Annotated in this window: 17 protein-coding genes; 10 read left to right on the forward strand and 7 right to left on the reverse strand. The window is 48.0% G+C overall.

Translation table 11 applies throughout. The annotated features are described in order from the left end of the window. Positions 1–40: 40 nt before the first annotated feature. Positions 41–1,132: a hypothetical protein gene (locus F0P94_RS06695; RefSeq protein WP_150903093.1), complete on the reverse strand. Its 1,092-nt coding sequence runs from the start codon at positions 1,130–1,132 to the stop codon at positions 41–43. Positions 1,133–1,749: 617 nt separating this feature from the next. Here F0P94_RS06695 and radA point away from each other — a divergent pair. From radA to F0P94_RS06720, 5 genes are all read left to right on the forward strand, one after another. Continuing rightward, the gene (gene radA, locus F0P94_RS06700) at positions 1,750–3,129 is read left to right on the forward strand and encodes a DNA repair protein RadA (protein WP_150903095.1); all 1,380 of its coding nucleotides are present in this window, start codon (positions 1,750–1,752) and stop codon (positions 3,127–3,129) included. A gap of 250 nt (positions 3,130–3,379) precedes the next feature. Next, positions 3,380–4,810 (forward strand): TlpA family protein disulfide reductase, encoded by a 1,431-nt coding sequence (locus F0P94_RS06705; protein ID WP_150903097.1) that lies wholly within the window; start codon positions 3,380–3,382, stop codon positions 4,808–4,810. Positions 4,811–5,349: 539 nt separating this feature from the next. Next, positions 5,350–6,372 carry an SPASM domain-containing protein gene (locus tag F0P94_RS06710; protein WP_150903099.1) on the forward strand — a complete coding sequence of 341 codons (1,023 nt, stop codon included), beginning with the start codon at positions 5,350–5,352 and terminating at the stop codon, positions 6,370–6,372. A 183-nt stretch (positions 6,373–6,555) separates the two neighbouring features. Then, the gene (locus F0P94_RS06715) at positions 6,556–6,792 is read left to right on the forward strand and encodes a putative signal transducing protein (protein WP_150903100.1); all 237 of its coding nucleotides are present in this window, start codon (positions 6,556–6,558) and stop codon (positions 6,790–6,792) included. A 134-nt stretch (positions 6,793–6,926) separates the two neighbouring features. Further along, positions 6,927–7,928, forward strand: a complete 1,002-nt coding sequence (locus tag F0P94_RS06720; RefSeq protein WP_150903102.1) for a mechanosensitive ion channel family protein — start codon at positions 6,927–6,929, stop codon at positions 7,926–7,928. Positions 7,929–8,110: 182 nt separating this feature from the next. Here the strand turns inward: F0P94_RS06720 and F0P94_RS06725 are convergent, their stop codons facing one another. The 5 genes from F0P94_RS06725 to rsmI all read right to left on the reverse strand — a co-directional run bounded on the left by F0P94_RS06725 (position 8,111) and on the right by rsmI (position 12,561). Further along, complete coding sequence (locus F0P94_RS06725; protein ID WP_150903104.1) at positions 8,111–8,446, reverse strand: hypothetical protein; 336 nt, start codon at positions 8,444–8,446, stop codon at positions 8,111–8,113. Positions 8,447–8,617: 171 nt separating this feature from the next. Further along, on the reverse strand, positions 8,618–8,791 hold the full coding sequence (locus F0P94_RS06730) for a FeoB-associated Cys-rich membrane protein (RefSeq protein WP_150903106.1): 174 nt from the start codon (positions 8,789–8,791) through the stop codon (positions 8,618–8,620). Positions 8,792–9,489: 698 nt separating this feature from the next. Then, complete coding sequence (locus tag F0P94_RS06735; RefSeq protein WP_150903108.1) at positions 9,490–10,278, reverse strand: inositol monophosphatase family protein; 789 nt, start codon at positions 10,276–10,278, stop codon at positions 9,490–9,492. Beyond that, positions 10,275–11,903, reverse strand: coding sequence for an apolipoprotein N-acyltransferase (lnt, locus tag F0P94_RS06740; protein ID WP_225307140.1), 1,629 nt, complete (start codon positions 11,901–11,903; stop codon positions 10,275–10,277). The genes F0P94_RS06735 and lnt overlap by 4 nt, the downstream gene beginning before the upstream one ends. Then, positions 11,881–12,561, reverse strand: coding sequence for a 16S rRNA (cytidine(1402)-2'-O)-methyltransferase (gene rsmI, locus F0P94_RS06745; RefSeq protein WP_150903110.1), 681 nt, complete (start codon positions 12,559–12,561; stop codon positions 11,881–11,883). The genes lnt and rsmI overlap by 23 nt, the downstream gene beginning before the upstream one ends. A gap of 744 nt (positions 12,562–13,305) precedes the next feature. On the opposite strand from rsmI, the gene F0P94_RS06750 reads away from it, so the two are divergent. Together F0P94_RS06750 and F0P94_RS06755 are read left to right on the forward strand one after the other, a co-directional pair. Then, on the forward strand, positions 13,306–14,166 hold the full coding sequence (locus tag F0P94_RS06750) for an SDR family oxidoreductase (protein ID WP_150903112.1): 861 nt from the start codon (positions 13,306–13,308) through the stop codon (positions 14,164–14,166). A gap of 87 nt (positions 14,167–14,253) precedes the next feature. Then, positions 14,254–14,640 (forward strand): hypothetical protein, encoded by a 387-nt coding sequence (locus F0P94_RS06755; RefSeq protein ID WP_150903113.1) that lies wholly within the window; start codon positions 14,254–14,256, stop codon positions 14,638–14,640. Positions 14,641–14,708: 68 nt separating this feature from the next. On the opposite strand, the gene ligD is transcribed toward F0P94_RS06755, so the two are convergent. Further along, positions 14,709–15,617, reverse strand: a complete 909-nt coding sequence (ligD, locus tag F0P94_RS06760) for a non-homologous end-joining DNA ligase (protein ID WP_150903115.1) — start codon at positions 15,615–15,617, stop codon at positions 14,709–14,711. A gap of 198 nt (positions 15,618–15,815) precedes the next feature. Here ligD and F0P94_RS06765 point away from each other — a divergent pair, with 198 nt between their 5' ends. The 3 genes from F0P94_RS06765 to F0P94_RS06775 all read left to right on the forward strand — a co-directional run bounded on the left by F0P94_RS06765 (position 15,816) and on the right by F0P94_RS06775 (position 23,543). Further along, a complete protein-coding gene (locus F0P94_RS06765) occupies positions 15,816–16,052 on the forward strand; it encodes a hypothetical protein (RefSeq protein ID WP_150903117.1) in 237 nt (78 codons plus the stop codon). 489 nt (positions 16,053–16,541) lie between these two features. Next, the gene (locus F0P94_RS06770) at positions 16,542–19,703 is read left to right on the forward strand and encodes a T9SS type A sorting domain-containing protein (protein WP_150903119.1); all 3,162 of its coding nucleotides are present in this window, start codon (positions 16,542–16,544) and stop codon (positions 19,701–19,703) included. 645 nt (positions 19,704–20,348) lie between these two features. After that, positions 20,349–23,543 (forward strand): T9SS type A sorting domain-containing protein, encoded by a 3,195-nt coding sequence (locus F0P94_RS06775; protein ID WP_191906947.1) that lies wholly within the window; start codon positions 20,349–20,351, stop codon positions 23,541–23,543. The last annotated feature ends 1,124 nt before the right edge of the window (positions 23,544–24,667 follow it).

The raw sequence follows: 24,667 nt of genomic DNA on the forward strand, positions 1-24,667 counted from the left end.
TTTTTAGGCTATAGTATCTAAGGAAAAAAGTACGAAAAGCTTATTCGCCGAATACCGGAATGCGCGTTTGGGTAACCTTCTGGATCTTTTTCACCCGGCGGGTTTCATAAACCTCCTCAGGCGCTACGGCCACGATCCGCACGTTCACGTCCAGGCCGGTAACGGTATTTTTGTTTTCCACACCCAGGTACAACATCCCGTCCGAAGTTTTAGGAGTCTGGGCTGCTGTAATCTTTCCGTAATCGCTTACCACCGCATTTCCCTGTGCAAAACTGAAGGGCTTTCTTACTCCATCTTTCTCAAAACCAGGCACTGCCGTTTTGTTCATGAATAAGTAATCCACATACCCGCTCGATTTTACCTGAGGTAATTGCGGCAGCAAACCCATGCCGAAAGCCGCCACCGGACTCAGTCCGCCCAATACAACCGCGCCGCCTTTCGAGATCGTTTTGGTCATTTCTTCCAGTTCTTTCACGCTCTCCTGCCCCACCCCGATCCAGTAAACCCAGTGCTTGGTTTTTGCCGGCAGCTTAAACGGAACCGTTACCCGGCTCGGGTTGCCGATGCTGGCCTGGGAGAACACCCGGAACGTTTTATCCACCACCACTTGCGGCTGCAATCCCGTTTTCACCAGCACCTTTTCATTCACATAAGTAAAGGTAGTATCCGGTTTCATTTGCCAGGTCACGTTGGTATTGAATTCCTTCGGCTGCCCCGCCCCCGGAATGCGCTGCAGCGTAAATTTGCAGGAACTCGGCTCCTCCTCTTCCGACTGAATCGTAAACTCATATACCGTTTTCTTCGATACCGGCAGCTTCAGCTTTCTTAGTTTGGTCAGGTTGTGCGTCGAATAAATAACCGAACCCGAACCGTATTCTTTTACCTCCAGAAAGTACGTTGCCCGGTTTTCCGTCTTCAGGTCAATTAATACCTCATCGCCCTTCTGAAAGCCATAATAAAATACCGGCCACTTAAAGGCTTCATTCGGATGCGTTTTTGCCCAGTTTTCCGCTTCCGCTGTACCCGGAACCTTTACCACCAGATCAGCCACCGGCACCGGCTCGTGCTGTGAAAAAACCGGACCCGAAATGAGTAAAAAGCACCAGAAAATATGTTTAAAAATAGGCTTCAAAACAGTATCAGAAATGAGTAAAAAGTATAACGACCCTTTGTGCCACAAAGATACAATTTCAGAATTTGAATCAGGATTTACAGGATTAACAAAATTTTCAGGATTTCCCGGCGGAATCTAAATACCAGGAAGGGCTTTCGGTATGTGGAAAACTGAGGTTGCAAAAGAACAACCACCCCCAACCCCTCCTTTGTAAGGCGGGGAGCTTTACCGTTAGCTGAAGCAGGCGGCAATGAAATTGTCTGAACTGTGATTTTTTTTGATTGCTTTGATTCCTGTGATTTTCTTTAGTAGAGCTTTCACGCATATCGCCAGCGCAGCGCCCCTGAAAACCACGTTAGCAAAAAACTAAACTAAAAGAAAGCCAGCCACGAAGGAAAGCTGACACCAGTTTCTAAGGAGAAAGACTTTGGATTCACCGGTGCCGAGGCACGAGGCAGCCCGGAAGGGCAGGTGAATCCACGGCTTTCGAGTTAGAAACGAAGCCACCCGGCTTGAGGGGGAAAGCTAACCAAAAGCTGAAAAGCCACTGATGAAGCAGCAAACAACAATCAAAGCACAAAACCCAAACAAAAAATCAAATAAAAACAAACCCTCATATATCCTTACATTTGTAAATGGCAAAAATAAAAACCTCCTACTTCTGCCAGAACTGTGGCGCCCAATCGGCTAAATGGATCGGCCGGTGCCCGGCTTGCGGCGAGTGGAACACCTACGTAGAAGAAGTAATTCAGCGCGAAGAAGCAAACACCGTAGCCGCCTGGAAACCCGTTTCCACCTCCCGGCAGGTAGCCAGCAAACCCAAACCGCTTTCCGAGATCAGCTTCGAGGCCGAATCGCGGATCGTAACCAACGACCAGGAACTGAACCGGGTGTTGGGCGGCGGCATCGTGCCCGGCTCCCTGATCCTGATCGGCGGCGAACCCGGCATCGGGAAATCGACTTTGATGCTGCAGATTGCCATGTCGCTGAAAAACCAGCGCGTGCTTTACGTTTCCGGAGAAGAAAGCGAACTCCAGATTAAAATGCGGGCCGAGCGTTTAGGTACGAACCACAACAATTGCTTCATCTTAACCGAAACCGGCACCCAGAATATCTTCAAACAAATAGAGCAACTGCAACCAGAACTGTTGGTGGTCGATTCTATTCAAACCCTGCATTCAGCTTTTATCGAAAGCGGCGCCGGCAGCATTTCGCAGGTGCGCGAGTGTACCGCCGAACTGCTGAAATACGCCAAGGAAAGCGGCACCCCGGTTTTCCTCATCGGACATATCACCAAAGAAGGAAACCTGGCCGGCCCGAAGATTCTGGAGCACATGGTAGATACCGTATTGCAGTTCGAAGGCGACCGCCACATGACCTACCGCATTCTCCGCACCACCAAAAATCGTTTCGGCTCCACTTCCGAACTCGGTATTTACGAAATGCAGGGCTCCGGCTTGCGGCAGGTAAACAACCCTTCCGAAATCCTGATCTCGCAGCGCGAAGAACATTTGAGCGGCATTTCCATTGGGGCTACCCTGGAAGGAAACCGTCCTTTACTAATCGAAGTGCAAAGCTTGGTAAGCCCGGCCACGTATGGCACGCCGCAGCGCTCCAGTACCGGCTACGATGCCAAACGCCTGAACATGCTCTTAGCCGTTCTGGAAAAACGCGGCGGCTTTAAACTGGGCACGCAAGACGTGTTCCTCAACATTGCCGGCGGCCTGAAAGTAGAAGACCCGGCCATCGATTTAGCTGTTTGCGCTTCCATCCTTTCTTCTTTCGATGATCTGGCCATACCAAGTACTACCTGCTTTGCCGCCGAAGTTGGACTTAGCGGCGAGATCCGCGCGGTGAACCGGATCGAGAACCGGATCAGCGAAGCAGAGAAACTGGGCTTTAAAGAAATTTATATTTCGAAGTTCAACGTGAAAGGGCTCGATCTGAAAGGCCGGGGTATTAAGATTCACACAGTTAGTAAGCTGGAAGAAGTGCTGAGCGGGTTGTTTGGCTAAGGTAAGTTTCTTTTTACAATACAATAAGTTCCTTCTATTCTGCCGGAAAAGGACTTGCTACTTAAAATAATTAAAAAAGTTACGCCGTTTGGGACCTTTTTTTAGTTTTTTTTGTCTGCAGGTAGTAATTTAGGTACGGAATAGTGGCAGAAGCCGCTAATTATCTGAAACATAAAGCCGTTTGGCAGGTTTCTTTTCCGGCCTGAACAGGATCGCTCTTTTGTAGTTAATTAAAATCAATATCTCCCGTATGAAGAAATTTATACTCCTTACCTTTTTCGCCGCTTCCTGCTACCAGGCTTCCGCGCAGCAAACAGTTTCCATTTCCGGTAAAGTATCCAATCCGCAGAGCGACAGCGTGCTGCTGGCCATTCCGGAAAACGTTTTCGATTCCAGAGAACATGCCACTTACGCTATTCTGAACGATAAAAAGGAATTCAGCCTGAATGTACAATTAAAGCACCCGGTACTGGCCGACCTGGTGAACGGCGATGAAGTAATTACGCTTTTCCTGCAGCCCGGCGATAACCTGAACGTAAAGTTTAACGCCGACGACATTGTAAAAACGATCAAGTTCCAGGGACAGGGTGCCGCCGAAAATACCTACTTGCGCGAGCAGGAAAAGAAGTTCGAACTGAACGAAGATTACCAGGTACTGCCGGAAAATATCAAATCGCGCGAAGATCAGTTCTCTAAATTCCTCGATTACCGCAAAGAAGACCAGCTGAATTTCCTGAAGAAGTACGTTGCCAAAAGCCCGCTTTCCGAAGAATTCCAGAAATATGCCAAAGCGCAAATTGAATTTACCTGGGCCAACGACCGCCTGACTTATGCCGACCTCCGCGAGCAGATTGTGCATACCGAGCGCCGCCTGGTGCTTACGCCCGGCTACTACAATTTCCTGAAAACCCTCGACCTGAACAATCCTGCCGCTTACATCAGCCCGGTTTACAACGAATTCGCCATGAACTACGTGGAATTCCTGGCCGCCGAAGCAAAAGTGAAAAAGACCGACCAGGAATACTACTACACCTGCTTTGAACTGGCTAAAACCAAAATGACCGGCCGCGCCCTGAACCTGGTGCAAGCCCGCATTATTTACCAGTCCTGCAAAAACGGTCACCTCGGTTTCACCGACCGCATGTTAGCCGATTTCAGCAAAACCAACACCGACCAGCAATTAGCCACCATTCTGCAGCAAACCTACGATGCCCATAAAGCCTATGCCATGGGTGCCCTGGCTCCGGAATTCGAACTGACCAACGTGAAAGGCGAAACCGTACGCTTAAGCGACTACAAAGGCAAACTGGTTTACCTCAGCTTCTGGCAAACCGAATGTGGCCTGTGCCTCATGGATATGCCTTATGCCCAGGAATTAGCCAAAACCATGACCGGTAAAGACATCGTTTTCCTGAACGTGAACATGGACAAAGACGAAAAAGCCTGGCGCAACATGGTTACCAAAAAGAACCTTTTAGGCGTGCACGTGTACGGCAAAACCCCAGCCGCCGACCTGATGAAATTATATAACCTGAAGGAAACCCCATCTTACTTCCTGATCGCCGAAGACGGTACTTTCCTGAGCACCAAACCAAAACGCCCAAGCAGCCACGGCGCCACCGAAGAAATCGCCCAGGCCTTCGGCAAAGCCGCCAACATTACCGCTGCTTTGAAGAAATAGTTTAATGGTTAAATAGTTAAATTGTTGGATCATTAAGAACACAAAAGCCTGCCGTATATGGTAGGCTTTTGTGCTTTTAAAAACATCTGGAGATAATAGCCGGTTGCTCTGTTGGGAAAAAAACAACCACCCCCGAACCCCTCCTTGAAAAAAGGAGGGGAGCTGCAGTCAACTAAATTTATTATGTAGTGTTTTGTAGCAGGCGGCAGAAAATGCTATCCTTTCAGGCGCAAAAAGTTAAAATGAAGCAGGAAAGAAAAAAAAGCTCCCCTCCTTTTTTCAAGGAGGGGCCGGGGGTGGTTGTGTCTGCTGAAAGAACGAAAGTTTGCTATGAAAGAAAACATTACTTCAGCCCTGATAAAAATCCCTTCCTGCCTCGGTTAAGTTCTTATTGCAACCTTCGAACTAAAAGCCAGGCTATACCATGAACGAAAGAGCCCCTTCCCAGTTATTCTAAAAAACCGAATCATTAGCTAGGGTATTCAATCAAAAATTTCTTTTCCCGCTACTTCCGCGTACATTTACGTACAAAGCTCCCGATGAACCCGAAGATCAAAGACGGCCTGAATTTCCTTTCCAAACTAACCCTGAAGCGTTCAGTAAACGCCGCGCAGGTAGTGGGAAGTTATGTGCTATCCAAGATCACCGGCAAAGCCCGGCATTGGGGAACGCCGCTAAGCATTTCCTTCGAGCCTACTACCAGCTGTAATTTGCGCTGCCCGGAATGCCCGAGCGGTTTGCGTTCCTTTACCCGCCCCACCGGCATGCTGCAGGATGACCTCTTCAAAAAAACGATAGACGAACTGCACCAAAAACTGCTTTACTTGATCTTCTACTTTCAAGGCGAACCTTACCTGCATCCGCGCTTTTTAGAGCTGGCCAAGTACGCTTCTTCGAAAGGCATTTACACCGCCACTTCTACCAACGCGCATTATTTAAACGACGCCAACGCCCGCAAAACGGTAGAATCAGGCTTGGACCGGATCATCATTTCCATAGACGGCACTACGCAGGAAGTGTATCAGAACTACCGCGTAGGCGGCAAGCTGGACAAAGTACTGGAAGGAACGCGCAACCTGGTGAAGTGGAAGAAAGAGCTGAAGTCCCAGACGCCCTTCATTATTTTCCAGTTCCTGGTAGTAAAACCGAACGAGCACCAGATAGAGGAAGTGAAGCAACTGGGCAAAGAAATTGGCGTAGACGACGTGTGGCTGAAAACGGCCCAGATCTACGAATACGAAAACGGCTCGCCGCTTATTCCCACCATCGATTATTATTCGCGGTACCAGAACAATGGCAATGGCACGTATTCGTTAAAGAATAAGCTGATAGACCATTGCTGGAAAATGTGGCACAGTTGCGTCATTACCTGGGACGGCCTGGTAGTGCCCTGCTGTTTCGATAAAGACGCCGAATACCGGCAGGGCGACCTGAAAACCGAAACCTTCAAACAGCTCTGGCACGGCGAAAAATACCGGCAGTTCCGCAGTACCTTGCTCAAAGGCCGTTCCGAAATAGAAATGTGTAAGAACTGCACCGAAGGCACTAAAGTCTGGGGCTGAATTAATTGTTGATTGTTAATTGCTAATTGTTAATTGATTCAGCAATATGACCGGAAGCTTGTTTTGACTTTGGCTCTTCTTGTCGGGAGGCTGCCATTTTCTTAATATACCTTATCAGTTAACAATTTACCCATTCGAAATTAACAATTAACAATCAGCAATCAACAATTCAATAATTAAAGAATGCAAGTAGAACTCGTTACTGTTGCCAAGTTTTTTTCCCCTACCGAAGCGCACGTTTACCGGGCCAAGCTTGAATCGGAAGGAATTCCGGCCTTTGTGTTCGATGAAAACCTGGCTACTTTTTATCCTTTTGCTTCCAGCCTGACCGGCGGCGCCAAACTCAAAGTAAGGGCCGAAGACCTGGAACGGGCCCAGGAAATTCTGGCTGAAGGCCCGCGGCTGGCTTCCGAAGAATAAAAAAGTTTTCAAGTCCAAACGCTACCTTTAAGGCAGTAAAAAGTCGAAAACCAGCCCGTAACGGCAGGAAGCCCGGGAAGTATAAAACCTCTTTGGGTTCTGCCGTATAGGGAAGATAGTATTACTCCTTCGAAATGAATCAATTTAACGATGCCTTCTACCTGCTGACTGAGAAACTTCGGGCCTGGGGGCAGCACCTGATCGTGATGTTACCGAATCTGGTAATTGCCATCCTGGTGCTCATAATTACCTTCATTTTTGCCCGCTTATCGCGCAAAGCTGCCGAGAACCTGTTACCGCGCATCTCGCACAGCGTAGCCCTGAACAACCTGGCTGCCACCATGGTTTATGCCGGGGTGGTGCTCATGGGGCTTTTCTTTACCCTCGGCATCCTGAATTTAGATAAAACGGTAACCTCTTTACTGGCCGGGGTTGGTATTATTGGTCTTGCCCTGGGTTTTGCCTTTCAGGACATTGCCGCCAACTTTATTTCCGGGGTTATTATTGCCGTGCGCAAGCCCTTTGGCGTAGGCGATGTAATTGAAACAAATGAACATTTCGGCACCATCGAGCGCATAAACCTCCGTACCATCGATATCCGGCGGCAAACCGGCGAACTGGTGAAAGTGCCCAACCGGAAAGTTTTCGAAAGCCCTACCATTAACTTTACCTATTACGGTTTACGGCGCATAGACCTGAACCTTCGGGTTTCTTATAACGAAGACCTCGAGAAAGTGGTAGCCGTTACCCTGGAAGCCATGCAGGGCATTACCGGGCAGATAGAATCGAAGGAAGTGGAAGTGTATTTCGAGGAATTCGCCGAAAGCACGATCATTGTGCTGGTGCGCTTCTGGATCCATTATGCCCGTCAGACCGATTATGTAAACGCCCGGAGCGAAGCCATCATGAAGATCAAAAAAGCCTTCGACGTGCACCATATCCGCTTTCCGTACCCGGCCCGTGCCCTGCATTTCGACGGCAGCAAAGGGCAGCCGCTTTTCCCGTTCATTGCCGAAATGCCGCCGGTGCCACCTACCATCGAGCCCTTCCCTACGCCGCACACCGGACCGGGAGAAGCAAAACCATCCACTACCAAGACCTTCGAAGAAGAAACCGATAAACCCAACGGCGATTAAAGCAGGGATGTCCTTAAGTATGAGACTATTATAATTGCAGGTTCAACAGAAAAGCCAGCTACTTTCCGGCCTGCTTTCCATAGCGATTCTGAAATAAAAAACCGGTTCAGCAGGTAGCTGAACCGGTTTTTTATTTCCTGCTATTGCAAAATAGCACATTTACACATTAAATAATCAGCACATTACTTATCGGACTTGTCCAGATTTTTGCCGATGTCTTCAATCCTTCTCAGGAATTCATCCACCCCGCTATCGGCGTAAGGGCCATACGAATTCGCAATGGTGCCTTTCATGCCATCGTTGGTTTCAATGGCATACAGAATAGCCATGTCATCCGGGTTGGTTTCGCCCTCGAAGCGATAGAAGTCCACGATTTTCACCTCGTGCTCGCCGTAAGTTTTATCCGAACCAATAACGCATAAACGGCCATTATCGACTTTAAAATCGGTGGTATAACCGTCTTTGTTCAGGCGGTTTTCTACGTTCACCATAGATCTTTCTTCTTCTTTGTCTTGCATAGTTTTATGTATTTTAGTTTTTACAGCTCAGAATATAGTATGAAAGCTATACGTAAAAACCCACAGAAGTTGCCGGAACGGGAAGCAAAAAAATAAAAATTAAGCCGGCTTCAGGAAGAGAAATCGGTAAGGAAATACCGGAAAAAGCCGAGGAATTAACGGGAAAAGCAATTACTTACGATTCGCCGCTTTTATTTGCTTTTCGATCAGATCGGGGTTAAGGGTGGAGCAGCCGCCGCAACCTTTGGCGCAACCCGGCTCGTTGCTTTTCGCCTGCCGCCAGAACATACGCACCAGGTAAGCCACCGCCGCCAGAAAAATAAGAAGTATCAGAATCTCCTGCATCACAAATACTTAACGCCCACAAAGGTACGAAAAGTTTAGCAGAAGAAATTTAAACCGGAATAAGTTTCCAATAATCAGTTTATCACCATCTTTCACTTTATCTGAATCAGAATCAGGATTTTCAGGATTAAAGGATTTTCAGGACAATTGTCTGAACTATGATTTTTTTGATTTTATATGATTTTCGTGATGAGGCCTGGCGTATTCAAATTGTAGGGACAGGTCGCGACCTGTCCGCACATTATCCGATCAATTCAATATTTGATTGGAATAGTCTGAATCAGAATTCTCAGAATTATAGAATTAGCAGAATTTCTCTAAATCAGATTTCACGCATATCGCCAGCGCAGCGCCCCTGAAAACCACGTTAGTTGATAAAAACTAAATAAAAAGAAAGCCTGCAACGGAGGAATGCTGACACCAGTTTCTGTGAGAGCGGCCTCCAAGCTTATCGGTGCCGACGCAGGAGGCAGCCCGGTAGGGCAGGTAAGGTTGCAGCCGCGAACGCAGAAACGAAGCCACCCGGCTTGAGGGAGAAGCTAAATTAAAAGCAGAAAGCCGTGAGTTAAGAGTTGAAGCTTGTTTGAAATCGAAATAAAAAAATAGCTATAGCAAACCAGACTACCAACTTGATGGGATCTCTCCTATCGTCGAGATAACCGTGAAAAAATAAAAGGCACCTCTATCAACAAAAAGCTTTACCAATTCTCTCCAATAACCGCCAGCATCTCCGCATGCACCGCCGTATTACTCGCTACAATCTCCCGCCCGAAAACCGGATCACCGCCCTCTTTAAACGTAGTAACCTTCCCGCCCGCTTCCTGCACAATTAAAACCCCGGCCGCTACATCCCAAGCATTCAGATTAAACTCGAAAAAGCTTTCAAAACGTCCGCAAGCCACATATGCCAGATCAACCGCGGCAGAACCCAAACGCCGTACGCCATGCGATTTGGCCATGAAGGCGCCCAGCACTTTCAGGTAATCATTCGTTTTGCCGAAATCGGTGTAAGGAAAGCCGGTGGCAACCAAAGAATTAGCCAGTTTGGGCGCTTTGGAAACAGAGATCTTCTTATCGTTCAGGAAAGCGCCGCCGTTTTTCCAGGCATAGAACGCTTCGTCTTTGTTTATTTCGTAGATCATGCCCAATACCAGTTCCTGCTTTTGCATGAGCGCAATGCTGATGGAAAAAACCGGCAAACCGTGCATGAAATTAGTGGTGCCGTCCAATGGGTCTATGATCCAGTTGAATTCTTCGGCTTTGGTGGAATCGGTACCTTCTTCGGTAATAAAACCCGCCTCCGGCAAGAGCGTTTTCAGGGCATCCACCAACTGCTTTTCGGCTTCCTTATCTACGTAAGAAACCAAGTCGTTAAAGCCTTTGTGCTCGATTTTAGAAGCATCGAATTCCTGGCCTTCCTTCCGGATAAAAGCGCCGGTGCAACGGGCCTCGGCCACTACCTGCTTACAAAGATTCTCTAAATTCATACGGTTCGTTTGCGGTAAATAAGTTTGTGAATAATGAGCGCCAGCAACAGCAGCCCGGCCAGTATTTGCGCCGCCGGACCGATCAGTTCGCCGGTGCGGCTGTAAAGGGTAAGGTCGGTATTCAGGAGCACGGTATCGCGCAAAGCCGCCTGTTTCCACCATTCCGATTTTTGCACGAAGTCGCCGCGCTGGCTTATAAAGCCCGAAATACCGGTATTAGCGGCCCGGGCCACGCTCCGGCGGTTTTCAATGGCGCGAAGCACGGCGTACTGCAAATGCTGCTTGTAGCCCGGCGAATCGCTCCACCAGCCGTCGTTCGTAATAATGCAGATCAGCGAAGCGCCGTTCCGGACATACTCACTTACGTAGCCGCCATAAATTGATTCGTAGCAGATCACGGGGGCGGAAGCCGGTTGTTTATCGCCGCTGTGAAAGAATACCGTACGTTCTTCCTGGGTGCCGTGCGTGCCCACCATGCCGCCTAAGTCAATTGCCAAGGGGCCTAAAAACTTGAAGAACTGTGGATACGGCAATTTTTCCACCCCCGGCACCAGTTTCGATTTATGGTAAAGCTCGATCTGGCCCTGATTGGTCAGGTACATGCCCGTATTGAAAACATCGTAATAACCCAGGTCTTCCCGAAAACGCGCCGAAACGGTAGCTGCTTCTTTATTCGGGTAAAGCTGGTAGGAGTTGATGCCGGTAAGTAAGTCCAGGCCCGGATGCTTCGCTACAAAGGCCTTCAGTTGCGCAATGTCCGGGTAAAGATGAATCTGGTCTTCCTGGTAATTCGAGCCGATCGCCGTTTCCGGCCACACTACCAGTTTGGTTTTCGGCGTGATCTGACTTTCGGAAAGCACCAGTAAACGGGCCAGCTGCTGCTCGATGGGAATGTAATTTTCGCCGTCGCGGAATTTTTCTTTGTACGGATCGATGTTCGGCTGCACCACCACTACTTCCGCCGGCTGGCCTTTTTCCTCATAACTGAAATACATGCCGTAGGAAATTGCTATCGGAATTACGATCAAAAGTACCGGTGCCAGGTAAGGTTTCCAGTTTTTTGTGGGGTTGTCGGCAAGGGCTTTAAAGAACAGGATATTCACCAGAATGAGCCACACGGAGCCGCCCATAAAACCGGTAAATTCATACCACTGCACCCATTCCGGACGTTGGGCAAAACCGTTTCCGAAGGTGAGCCACGGCCAGGTCAGGTCCCAACCCAAATGGAAATGCTCGAAAGCAAGCCAGTAAACCAGGAACGACGGATACCCGATCTTCGGCCCGAAGCGGCGCTTGGTGAAAAAGAACAGCATGGCCGGAATACACATCAGCAGCGCATTGCAAAGCACGGCCGCAATGCCGCCCGGCAAGGTAGAATACGATACCCAGTAGGTGGTAAAAGCATTCCAGAGCAGAAACGTAAAGTAGGAATACTTAAAGAACGTAGCTGCCGGGCGGGTAAATGAAGGGTGCTCGATGATGCGTTCCGTTAAAAACAGCGGCACCAGCCCCACGAACAGAAACAACGGAATGGGTTTGGTCGGCCAACCGAGCCACAGCAGAAACGCCGCAACGATGGCCAGTAACGGTAAATACTTGCGGTTATTTGCGGCCTTCCACAACAAGAACAAATTCTCCTTTTATAGCTTTGGTGGTAAATATTTTAACCAGTTCTTCCAGCGAACCATTAATTGTTTCCTCGAACATTTTGGTTAGTTCCCGCGAAACGGATGCCTGGCGTTCCGGGCCGAAGTATTCGGCAAACTGGGTCAGGGTTTTTAAAATGCGGTGCGGCGATTCGTAAAAGATCATCGTTCGTTCTTCCTCTTTCAGACTTTCCAGGCGCGTTTGCCGGCCTTTTTTTACCGGCAGAAACCCTTCGAACGTAAACCTTTCGGAACTGAACCCGGACTTTACCAAGGCTGGCACAAACGCCGTTGCGCCCGGCAGACATTCCACTTTAATGCCTTCCTGCAAACAAGCCCGCACGAGTAAAAAACCCGGATCGGAAATGCCCGGCGTACCTGCATCGGAAACCAACGCCATTTTCTCGCCGCCTTTTAACCGTTCTACCAGATGCCCCACGGCTTTGTGTTCGTTGTGCAAATGGTGACTGTGCATCCGTTTATCGATGCCCAGGTGGTGCAAAAGTTTGCCGCTGGTGCGCGTATCTTCGGCCAGCACCACATCCACTTCCTTTAAAACGCGGATTGCCCGTAAGGTAATATCCTCGAGGTTGCCGATGGGCGTTGGCACTAAAAAAAGGCTGGTTTCTTCCTGCATAATGGCCAAAGTTACGCAAAATGATTTAACTCCGTTGGGTGGTTTTTATTGCAGGAATTATAGCGTTTGCCGCCTTCTTTAATCCCGTCATTTTATACCATTTTGTCATCCTGAGCGACAGCGAAGGACCTCGTCGGCTCTAAGTAGTTTTTCAGCCTGAATTGCTACTGTTTTAATTGTTTCAAAAGTAAACCCTCTTTTGTTTTAGCTGTAGAAAAGAGCACCACCTTTGCTCCTTTCAAGGTTAGTTCTAACCATCAGTAATTTCTTATTCAAATTTCATTGCCGTCTGGTTTAGCTGACGGAAAAGTGGTTGCTCAAATAGAGGCTTGAGGCAAAGCATCTAATTTAATAAGATAGAAATTTGGCTAAAGCCGGAATACAGGCTGCTTTAAACCGTCAGCTAAAGCAGACGGCAATGAAACCGCATATTTCAAATTTAACCTGTAAGCCAAATTTCGCTACGCTCGCTTTGCCATAGAAGTATGAATAAGTTTCCTCGGCGTTGCTCGGAATGACGCAAATTGTATGGCTGGTTTCCCTAAGTTGACGGCATTGGGGTAAGCCCTGTCCGCACATTTTCATAGAAATCAGAAAAATCAAATAAATCATAGTTCCGACAAATGTCCTGTAAATCCTTAAATCCCGTAAATCCTGATTCTGAAAACACCCTGCCCGAAGCTTCGTATAGCAGAATTCTGATCCGAACAACGATTAATGAACAACGATTAACAAAACAAAATCATGGCCGAAAAACCAAAGAACCTTCCTCCGCAATCCCAGAAAAAGCAGCCAGGCGATGAGCATCGAATGACCCCGGAACCGGAAGTGATTCGCAAGAACTATCGCGGCAGCGGCAAACTGCAAAACAAAGTGGCTTTGATAACGGGCGGCGACAGTGGTATTGGCCGGGCCGTGGCCGTACATTTTGCCCGCGAAGGTGCCGATGTGGCCATTGTGTACCTGAACGAAGACACCGATGCCGAAGATACAAAGCAAATGATCGAGGCGGAAGGCCGGGAGTGTATCCTGATTAAAGGCGATGTAGGCAAGGAGGATTTTTGTAAAAAAGCGGTACAGCGCACCGTAAAAGCCCTTGGCCGGATAAATGTGCTGGTAAACAATGCGGCCGAACAGCACGAGCAGGAAAGCGTGGAAGATATTTCGGAAGAACAGCTGGAAAAAACCTTCCGTACGAATATTTTCGGCTATTTCTTCCTGACCAAAGCCGTAATGGAACACCTCAAAAAAGGCGATTCTATTATCAATACCACATCCGTAACATCTTTTCGGGGCTCCGACCATTTAATGGATTATTCGGCTACTAAAGGCGCCATTACTACGTTTACCCGTTCCCTCTCCCAAAACCTGGCCGAAAAAGGCATTCGCGTAAACGGTGTGGCTCCCGGCCCGATCTGGACGCCCCTGATTCCGGCTTCTTTTGGCCCGCGGCAGGTAAGTAAATTCGGGAAGAGTACGCCCATGAAACGTGCCGGTCAGCCTTCGGAAGTAGCCCCGGCCTATGTATTTCTGGCATGTGAAGACGCTTCTTACATTACCGGACAAATAATTCATGTAAACGGCGGCGAAATGGTGGCCGGTTAAACCTTAACATGCTGAAATCAGTACAAGTGAAGTATACAGTTGCCGGTTGCAGTGCCAGCCGGTAAGGTTTAATTAAAGAATAGCATTATGGCAACCGATAAGAAAAATAATAACCACAACGGCAACGACCGCCCGGTAAGGGTGATCGACAGTACGGGCGAAGATATGACCGAAATGCAGGCCGGACACCTGGTACCGGGCGCTGATCCGCCAAAGAATGAACAGGCCCGCGGCGGCTTTGGCGACCGCGACGGCCGCACCGGCTACGGCAGCGACAGCAGCGAAGGCTCAACCGCCACCACCACGAATGAAAATTCCGAAGAAAGCGGCCACATTATTCCCGACGGGATTCCTACCGCGGCGCACGCCGATATTGTAGACGACCCGATCGTGGAATTGCCTTCTACCGATCACATGCAACAGGATGTATCCCAAATCCCGCCGGAAGCGTTGGAAGAAGATAACGAACGTTAGCAGTAAATTCAAACTAAAAAGGTCTTCCCCCCGGAAGACCTTTTTTGGTGCTTTTTTATCTCTTTTTCCTAGCCTTTTGCCTTTTCCTCCTCCTGAATATTAAGTGCTTTCTTCAGGCTTTTAGCCATTTTCCGGAAATCCGCCCAGGGGTTGCCAACCTCCTGAAGCCGTTTCGGCATGGTTTCGATGGTGTACATTTGTGCTTTCAGGTTTTTGTCTTTTAGTTCTTCCCAGAAAAGCGGTGCGGCAACCGGTGCGCCCGGTAAAGCCCGAACAGCATAAGGCGCCACGGCAGTCTGGGCGTAGGAATTCCGCATATAATCCACGAATAAACGCCCTTTCCGGTCTTCAATGCGCTGCTCGGTGGTAAATTCCTCCGGGTGTTGCACCGATAGTTCCTGCCCTACTGCCAGCGCAAAGGGTCTTACTTCGTCGAAGGTTTGTTCAGCTTTTATGGGAATGGTAACGTGCAACCCGCTGGAGCCCGTAGTCATTACAAAGCAGTTCAGGCCGTATTTTTTCTCCAGTAATTCGCGCAAAAGCAAAGCACCCTTTACCGCCGTTTTAAATTGCCCTTCTGCCGGATCCAGGTCGAAGATCAGTTTATCAGGCTTGTGCAGATCCTCTACCGTGCTGAGCCAGGGATGCAGCACAATGGTATTCTGGTTGATGGTATAAAGCAGCGCCGCCTTGTTGTTTATTACGGCCTGATCGATGGGCTCTTGTTTTTCGCGTTCTACCGAAACCCTGTCGATCCACTCCGGAAAAGAGGCTCCGACATCTTTCTGGTAGAAGCCATGGTGGCCGATGCCTTGCGGGAATCGATGTAGCATCAGTGGCCGGTTTTTCAGGAAAGGTAAAAGGTGGGGAGAAACCTCGCTGTAATAATTTACCAGGTCCTGTTTGGTGTATTGCTGTTCCGGGAAAAGCACTTTCTCCGGATGGGAAATTTCTACTGTTTGCGTACCGATCTTCATAGCTGAATTTTTGCTGCTGTTTACGCACCCTTGTACATTCCGGTTAATAACGCTATAATTTTTGAAGAGAAAAGTATTTCGGCTGAAATATAGAAAACTTAAAATGCAGAGAATGAGTATGTAATAAGCCCTGCGGACAGGTAATGGCCGGAAAACGGGGGTGAAAATAATTATCACTTAAACAAAAAGGAGGTTGTTATGCCGTACAAAAGCAATTCCACCAACAAACAGTCGAGAGGTCATTTAGGCGACCCAGCCGGTAAAGGTATTGGGGGTATGAAAGATGCCAACATCGAAAATTTCGACGATCAGTACAATGAGCTGGAGGCCCGTTATACCGACGATGTGGATGAACCGACAATTGATACCCGTTTGGGAAGTCACCCAAACCGGAACACGAATAAACCAAATATCGATAAACCGAGATACAGCTAATGGCTGAATTGTATAGATAAAAAGGCGCTTTTAAGGCGCCTTTTTTTATGCCTGTCAGCGAAGCTCTTTAAAGCCACAATCATATACAGAACGCTATATAGGAACAGGTAAAAAGTGCATTTTTCACCCACCCCTCTTCGGGTTTAACCCCTTGGTCGGTGCCCTTCACAGATTAATCCGAATACAAGTCCTTGGGGAAGCAACAAAAGCGAATCTTAGCCCTTGTTGCATTGTATCTCTGCTAATAAATCGCTGTAAATAAAAAATGAAAGATCGACCAATATTTACCTGAACACCTGACCATTTTCCTGGCATAAGTAATTTATAACGCCTGATTCAGGGCCCGGACAGGCGTTATGAATTCTCTAAAAAAGGCTTAAAAAATTAGCCCTGGTACCCTATTGCCTATTGCTTTCTGCTTTAGGCCTGAAACCCTGAAAATTTTTCCTGTTTAACCGCTCAGCCAATTACGTTCTAAACTATTGCTAAATGAAAAACATAAACGTGAACCCTATCTCTGAACTTTTGCTAAAATTATGTTGTGTCGTCAGAAGCACTTCGGTTGAAGCTTATAAACCCAGGCCGCTGCCTGTCTTTCTTCTGCTCCTGCTTTTACTTGCCGGAAACCAAAGCTTTGCCGATAGCTTTACTTCAGCTAGTGGCGGTACTTGGAACGGCAGCACCGGAACGGCAACTTGGAGCAAAACGGCTGGCACGAGTATCCGTACTTTTCCGAACTCGACGGATGCCGTTGAAATTGCTGCGGGGCATACTATCACCATCACAACAAGTATAGCCTGGCAATCCGTATCTGTTCCGACAGGCGTATCAAATTCAACATTGGCTGTTAATAGTGGCGTTACGTTAACCGTTGGGACTATTACTGTAACTGGTGCCAGTAATGGGAACAGTGTAACCCAGTTAAAAACGGAGGGGCCCGGAACCATTTCAGCCGGTGCTATTTCTATTACCGGTGGTGGCGGGGGGAGAACAGCTACTCTGCTGCTTAATACAGGTATATTGAATCTGACTGGCGCAATAACGTATGGAGGTACTGTTACCAACGCTTTTTTTACAGTGGAAACCGCTACTTTAGGTGTTAATACTGCTACCCTAACTACTCACGCTTCAAATACTCAAAGATTAACCCTGAATGCCGGAAGCACGGTGAATTTCAACGGGGCAAATCAAACTATTCCGGCTATAACGTACAGTAATTTACGGATAAGCGGTACCGGAATCAAAACTCTGGGCGGCAATGTTACAGCCACTAATATAACGCTTAGCAATACCAGCAGTCTGAATGTGACTTCGGGACAGACAGTGGCCGTTAGCGGAAGCCTGGGTACGGGCATTTTAACGTTGGATCAGGCCAGTACGGTAAACTTTAACGGGGCGGCGCAAACCATTCCGATTTTCAACTATGGAACTTTGCTGGTTAGCAGCTCCGGCACCAAAACCTTAGCCGGCAATGTGGCTGCCAAAGATGTAACGGTAAGCGCCGGTTCTTTAACAGTTACTAGTGGCCAGACGTTGAGCGTAAGCGGCGTTTTAAGCGGAGCCGGAGCAACAAACTTTAATACGGGCAGCACGGTGAATTTCAACGGCACATCTGCGCAAACCATTCCAAACCGGACTTACAGTAATATAAAAATAAACAACGTATCTGCTGCCGGAGCCACCTTCGGAATGAGTGTGACCGCCAGCAACGTTACCGGTAACATAACTGTGGAAAGCGGTACTCTTACACTTAGCAATGCCACCACCCTTACCGGAGCTCCGCTCACGGTCAATAATAATGCTTCGCTGGTGGTAGGCGGCGCTTTCCCGGCATCTGCTGCCACGTTTCAGGCGGGCAGTAATTTGGTTCTGAATGGTACGGCTTTGCAAACGCTGCCTGCCAATACCTACGGAAATATCCGCATAACCAATGCTGCCGGCGCTATTTTATTCGGCCCGGTAACGGTTGCAGGCAATTTGCTGGTTGAAGGAGGAATTCTGAACAACGGCGGGTATACCATTACGGGAAGCACCGGCAAAGTTTTTCAGGTAAATAACGGCGCTTCCTTCAGTTTAACCGGAGCTACTGCTTTCCCAACCGGATTCAGTACCTACACTTTTTCGCCGGGCAGCACGGTTTCTTTCGGGCAAACCATTGCGCCTGCTATTCCGGGCTATACCTTTGGTAATTTAGCGATTAACCTGTCCACCAGCAACCTTACGGCCACTGCTTCCGGCGCCTTAACCTTAGCCGGCGACCTGCTCATTCAAAAAGGAACGTTAGATAATAACGGTTTTGCCATTACCGGTGCGGCCGGCAAAATGCTGCAGATAGGAAACGAGGCGGCGCTGGCCTTAGGCGGAGCTTCTTCATTTCCGGACGGCTTTAGTGCGGTTTCCCTGGCAGGCACCAGTAAAGTCATTTATAAAGGTACCGATCAGGTTATTGCCGCTTTAGATTATCCCCAGTTACAGATTCTAAGCACCGGTACTAAAACGCTGGCAGGTAACGCCAGTATTTCATCGCTGCTCGATCTTTCCGGTGGCAGTATTTCTATTGGGGCTAATGCGCTTACCATTAAATCTACCGGGGTTATAACCAATGCTTCTGCCGGAAACTACATTGTTCAATCGGGAAGCGGCAAGCTGATCGTGGAAAATATCGGTTTGGGCGGATTAACTTCCGAAGTTGCTTTCCCGGTGGGGACGGCTACTTCTTACACCCCGGCTTATATTACCAATTCCGGTGCGGCCAATTCCTTTTCTGTAAACGTAACCGATGGCGTGCGCGATTCCTGGAATAACCCGGTTTTCTCGAACGTAGTAAAGAAAACCTGGAATGTGCATAACGAAACCGCAAACGGAACCCCAATGGTAACGCTACGCTTAAGCTGGAACGCTGCCGACGAAGCTGTTGTGCCGGAAGATGCCACTAAAAACTTCGACCGTTCCCGAAGCACGATCAGCCATTACGAGAACGGCCTCTGGAACCGGACCGGCACCTTTGAAGCAGCAGCCGGCAACGGTCCTTACAGCGTATCCCGTTCCGGAATCAGCAGTTTTTCGCCTTTTGGCGTTGGCGATGCCGGCAGTCCTTTACCGGTAGCGCTGCTGCACTTTACGGTAGCCCGGGAAAGCAAGAGTACCCGTTTGAAATGGGCGACTGCCACCGAAAGAAACAACCAGGGCTTCGATGTGCAGGTTTCCAGGAACGGAAAAACGTTTGAAACCATCAGCCATGTGTCCAGCAAAAATCCTCATTCCAGCACCCGCCTCGATTATGAATTTACCGATACCCAGATCCGCACCGGCGTATGGTACTACCGCCTGAAACAGCTCGATTTCGACGGATCGGTTAATTACAGCAACGTACGGGCTATAAGCCTGGAAAAAGAAAAGGAAGCCTCTGCAACAGCCTGGCCCAATCCGTTTACAAACCATTTTACGGTTTCTATGCAGCCGGAGAAAGGGCAGCAGGCTTTTTATGAACTTACTGATCTTTCCGGGAAAACGGTATGCAAGGGCGCCCTGAAAGAAAACGCAGACGGTAAAACGGTAGCCATAGCCACCGAAAAACTGCCTGAAGGGCTCTATATGCTTAAGGTTAAGGCTGGAGCTGAAGTACAATATTTCAGAATGCTGAAACGGTAACAGATTCCGATAAAAAACACCAACAGGAAAAGGGAGGCAATAGCTTCCCTTTTTTTGTTTACCTGCCTTTTTAAAGCCTCCAGTTATTCCCTGGGTTTAAGGCTCTCCTAACCCATTTTACACCTCCGTTTTTCCCGCCTTACCTGTAAGGATTATTTCTGCCAGCGTGGTTTTTGCCGGAGAAAGAGCGCCGTTCTCTAGTGTTTTAATTGTATGATTCCAATAGTCGCTTTAAGGGTAAAATGAATTCTTGAATTACAGTGGTTTTATATTTCCTTTAAAATGCCAATGTTTAGCCCGGAAAAATACTGTATATCCCAAATTTCATTCTTGATTTAAATTATTTTGCAACTATGTTGAATTATTTGGGTATAAAGTTATAAATAAAGTGGTAAAAATTATAAATATTGTCGCTCTAACCACTTTTCCTAAACTATTATTTCTATTTCTACTCTTCCGGGGCTGTATTTCATCAGGAGATCGGCAGTTATTTGGCTTAAGGTAATCGCTTTCAGGGCCTTCTTATGTATCAATTCCATGCCTACTTTCCCTTTTCTCCCTTCAAAAAATGCTTCTTTCGAAGTCCTCTCGCCCCGTTGGCCAAAAAAACTACCTTCGGGGCTCCTGCTTTGCTGCTTTGTACTTTTGCTGGTTTCTCCAGCCAGGGCCATTACCTATGCCAGCATTGGAAACGGCGACTGGAACAACGCGCTGATCTGGTCGCCGGCGGGCATTCCCGGCCCCGGCGACGATGTAATTATAAACGGGCATGCAATTGGGATTAGCAACGACCTGAACTGCCGGAGCCTGACACTTGCCAGTGCCGTAAATCCTTCGTCGCTGAGTGTGCTGGGAACAAGTAAAATTACTGTAGCCCAAACCGTAACGGTAAACCAGCCTGGGGGTAACTTCCTGAACGTTTTGAATATTGGAAAAGGACAGTTAATTGCCGCCGGCCTGGTAATTAACGGGGGCAACAGTCAAAGGGAAAGCGTGGTTAAAGCCGAAGACGGAATTATTGAAATATCGGGAAGCATAACCCTGAACAATACAAGCGCCAGAATCATCTTCACCGGGCCCGGGAACCTGAAAGTAAGCGGCGCTTTGGGGGTAAACGGATCGCTGGATTTTGGTACTTCCGCAACCATAATTTTTAGCGGGAAAGCCATGCAGACCATGCCGGTTTACACCTACCGCGATATAATTATCGAAAACCCGGTGGGAGTAAAATTAGGCGGAGACCTGAATCCCGTGTATGGGAACGTAACGGTAAAAGGCCTGCTGGACCTGAACGGGTATTCCTTGATTGGAAGCGCCCCAAATACCTTTACCATGGAAAATGGTGCCACCATGCTGGTATCCGGCAACAGCGCCTTTCCGGCCGGTTTTACAACGGTAAATTTAAACCCGATAAGCGAAGTTATTTACCAGGGAAACAACCAGGATATTGCCGGGGTAAATTACAGCCGCTTAACCTTAAAAGGAACCGGAACTACCAAAACCCTGAAAGGGAATTGTGCCATCAGCAGCACCATGAACCTAGACAACGGCGTTACGTTCGATCTGGGCGCTTTTCAGGTGAACGGCATTGGGGCGGCAGCCATTTACGGCTATATTAAAACGGCCATGCCAAACGGCCTGGTAGGTCCGGTAGGAACGTTCAACAATTCCGGTGGGCTTACGCTGGCCGCCTCTTCTACGGTAGAATACAATATGAACGGTAACCAGCTCATCACCTCCCGGAACGATTATAAGAACCTGATCATTTCAAATGGAGGCGAGAAAACCATCCTCGGAAATATCACCATGGGCGGAAAACTCACCATAAACAGCGGTGCGGTCCTGAACACATCTACCTTTCAGATTCTGAGCTCCATCATTCCGAGAGGATCGGTGGCAATAAACGGCACCCTCCGCACCTCCCGCTCCGAAGGCCTGTCCGGCACTACAAGAACCGCCTTGCACCGGGATTTAACCTCCGTAGTGCTTGGGCCGGGATCGACTATTGACTACAATGCTCAAGGGAGCGGCGTGCAGGTAATTACCAGCCGAAACGATTATCAGAACATTGTACTAACCAATAACCGGATGAAAGCCTTGCAGGGAAATATTACTATGGCGGGAAAACTCACGGTTTACGAGGGAGCGCAATTACGGCTGGACGATTATCAGGTACTGGAAGCCAGTGGTACTGCCGCTTCCATAGAAATACTCGGAAACGTAGAACTTACCAATCCGAATGGCCTGTACAGCACTACTAAAACGGCTATTCATTCCAATATTACTTTGCTGCCTTTAGGCATTAATTCCAACATTATTTACGATGCCATGGGAGCCCAGAATGTAACAGCACTGAACTACGGCGGCTTAACCATTAATAATATCGATATCAAAACGGTACTGGGCAACATCACGGTCCGGCACTTTTTGCTGGTAGATGAGGACGCTACGTTCGATATGGACACTTACCAGGTTTTATACCAGCAGGTCTCCGGGGTAGATCCCTACATTGCTATCAACGGCACTTTCCGGACGGCCCGTCCGAAGGGCTTCTGTAACCGGTCTGTTTCTACCATTGTAAAGCAGTTCCGCGATATTTACCTGAATACGAATTCTACTATTGTGTACTATGGCGGCAATGAGGTGGTATCGGGCAGGAAAGATTACGGGAACGTAGTACTGGAAGGCGGGCAGGTACGCACCCTCGACGGCCCTGCGGTGATCAATACCAGCCTCGATCTGGCGGGCAGCAGCCTCGACATCGGCGATTTTTCCATTACCTTCGAAGCTTCCGCCGTATTTTACAATGTATCCAGCGCCACGTATGTTATTCAGAGCGGCGCCGGCCGGCTTTTCCAGAAAAATATCGGTACCGATCCGGACGGAAATAGTGGCCAGGTGCTTTTCCCGGTGGGGACTCCCCTGTCTTACACCCCCCTTTACCTGACCAATAACGGGCCCAATAATAACTTTTCGGTGCTGGTTACCAATGGCGTGAACACCGACTCCACCCGTATCCATCCGGATGGCGCGGTTTCCAGAACCTGGGATCTGGTCTTGGAAACCAACAACGGCGTGCCCAATGTAACCCTTACGCTGCAGTGGAATACCGGTGATGAAGGCCGTATTTTCGACAGAAACAAATCGGCCATTGCTAATAGCGCCCAAAATTCCTGGGTATCGGCTTTTGGGCAGGCAGCGGGCGTAAACCCTTATTTAGCCACTGCCACTGGTATCTCCGGCTCTTCGCCATTCATTGTTGGAAATGCAGTAGTGATGCCTATTTTGCCCGTATCCCTTACTTACTTTAAAGCAACGAAAAACGCTTCAGGAGCTTTGCTGCAGTGGGAAACCGCTTCCGAAAAAAACAACCAGGGTTTCCATATACAGGCCTCCCCTGATGGCCGCAACTTCGAAACGGTAGGTTTTGTAACCAGTGCCAACAGCAATTCCAACACTACCCAGGAATACAAATTTCAGGACAAACAGAATGGCAAAACCGGCTTATGGTACTACCGCCTGAAGCAAACCGATTTCGACGGAACGGTAGCTTTTTACGGTCCGAAAGTGGTTGATTTTGCCGGAATTAAAGAGGAAGCAAATGTTTACCCCAACCCTTTCCACGATCAGTTTACGTTGCAATTAAATGCGACCGCCACAGGTGCAGTAGCGCTAACCCTGGTAGACCTGAGTGGAAAAACCATTTATACTGCTGTAAGGGAAGTGTTGAAAGGTGAAAATTCCGTGCCGGTTACCTTAGGGAAATACCCGGCAGGCATTTATATCCTTACCGCCAGAACCGAAACCCAAACTTATACTATCCGCCTGATCAAGAAATAAGGAACAGATTTATGGTTGTTGTTTACGAATAAGAATGGAAGTACTCCTTCCATTTTTATTTTGTTTATAGGATAACCTATAAGGGCTGGTTTTCAGGTTGGAAACGATAGCCTTTTCAGGGCAAAAACTAATGTTTCCTTGGCTTCCGAAGTATTATTATTCCAACCTGAGAGTAAGAGCATGTTTAAATTTCATTTTTGCTAGCGAAAGTTTTCAGTACCGGGTTCTGAAGAAGGCTTTTTAGAGGAGCCTCGCTGCGCTATGGTGCGGGACAAAAGATGACCTCAGGTTCCGGTAATGGAAGTAGGTAGCCTAACGGATGCATTTTAAACATGCTTTAATACTCCATATAGGTTAAATACCCTTCTGTTCGCCGTTGTTGCGTGTTTTCACCAAAACCGGAAAGCTTAGCCAATTTATTGTGTCATCCCGGGCGCCAGCCGAGGGAGCTTATGGAACTTACTGCTTAAAACAAAGCAGTAAGTCAAATCCTGCTACGATCTCTTTGCCTTAGAAGTATGTATCGGTTTCCTCGGGAGCTACACTCGCTGGTTTTGTGCCTCCGCACTCACTTGTGCCCGGAATAACCTGCTTCCTCTCTTAGCCTGGCGGCTATGGTGAAAACACGCAACAACCATGCTTCAGCCTGCTTTTACCCGACAAATAAAACCTTATGAAGCACCAGGCTCCTGCCGGCAGGAGAACCGGTTAGTACACGATAAGCCTTAAGAATTTGAATATAAGAAAAATTATAAAAAAACGCAACTAAGTTATAATAAGCGAGTATAATTAAAATATAAAACAACAGCAGATAACTTAAAGGAATAACCAGACGGAAGCTTTATCATCATTAGAAATGATCTTTAAAATCAATCCCGTTTTCAGGTTAAATGCCTTAGCAAAGAAAAGCGACCACGAAGATTATGATCTAAAAGCCGATTTTATAAGGTGTAAAAAAGGTCAGATAAACCAAGCAGCAAGTCGATTACCATCCTTGCTCGATAAGAACTAAAACTTCAGTAGTACTTCTATGTAAATTATGGTTTTGAAAAGTGAAGAATGAAAGCCCGGTTTTAAAACAGGTGAAGCGCAAAGCAAATATTTTTCAGGCTTTAAGCTAAACT

It is taken from the genome of Adhaeribacter soli (genome assembly GCF_008727925.1).
GTDB classification, from domain to species: Bacteria; Bacteroidota; Bacteroidia; order Cytophagales; family Hymenobacteraceae; genus Adhaeribacter_A; species Adhaeribacter_A soli.

Coding starts and splice junctions, on each gene's coding strand:
- ligD (WP_150903115.1), bottom strand. CDS start 15,617: ATGAAGATCGGTACGCAAACAGTAGAAATTTCCCATCCGGAGAAAGTG.
- radA (WP_150903095.1), top strand. CDS start 1,750: ATGGCAAAAATAAAAACCTCCTACTTCTGCCAGAACTGTGGCGCCCAA.
- F0P94_RS06725 (WP_150903104.1), bottom strand. CDS start 8,446: ATGCAAGACAAAGAAGAAGAAAGATCTATGGTGAACGTAGAAAACCGC.
- F0P94_RS06715 (WP_150903100.1), top strand. CDS start 6,556: ATGCAAGTAGAACTCGTTACTGTTGCCAAGTTTTTTTCCCCTACCGAA.
- F0P94_RS06750 (WP_150903112.1), top strand. CDS start 13,306: ATGGCCGAAAAACCAAAGAACCTTCCTCCGCAATCCCAGAAAAAGCAG.
- rsmI (WP_150903110.1), bottom strand. CDS start 12,561: ATGCAGGAAGAAACCAGCCTTTTTTTAGTGCCAACGCCCATCGGCAAC.
- F0P94_RS06710 (WP_150903099.1), top strand. CDS start 5,350: ATGAACCCGAAGATCAAAGACGGCCTGAATTTCCTTTCCAAACTAACC.
- F0P94_RS06705 (WP_150903097.1), top strand. CDS start 3,380: ATGAAGAAATTTATACTCCTTACCTTTTTCGCCGCTTCCTGCTACCAG.
- F0P94_RS06720 (WP_150903102.1), top strand. CDS start 6,927: ATGAATCAATTTAACGATGCCTTCTACCTGCTGACTGAGAAACTTCGG.
- F0P94_RS06735 (WP_150903108.1), bottom strand. CDS start 10,278: ATGAATTTAGAGAATCTTTGTAAGCAGGTAGTGGCCGAGGCCCGTTGC.
- F0P94_RS06755 (WP_150903113.1), top strand. CDS start 14,254: ATGGCAACCGATAAGAAAAATAATAACCACAACGGCAACGACCGCCCG.
- F0P94_RS06765 (WP_150903117.1), top strand. CDS start 15,816: ATGCCGTACAAAAGCAATTCCACCAACAAACAGTCGAGAGGTCATTTA.
- F0P94_RS06770 (WP_150903119.1), top strand. CDS start 16,542: ATGAAAAACATAAACGTGAACCCTATCTCTGAACTTTTGCTAAAATTA.
- F0P94_RS06730 (WP_150903106.1), bottom strand. CDS start 8,791: ATGCAGGAGATTCTGATACTTCTTATTTTTCTGGCGGCGGTGGCTTAC.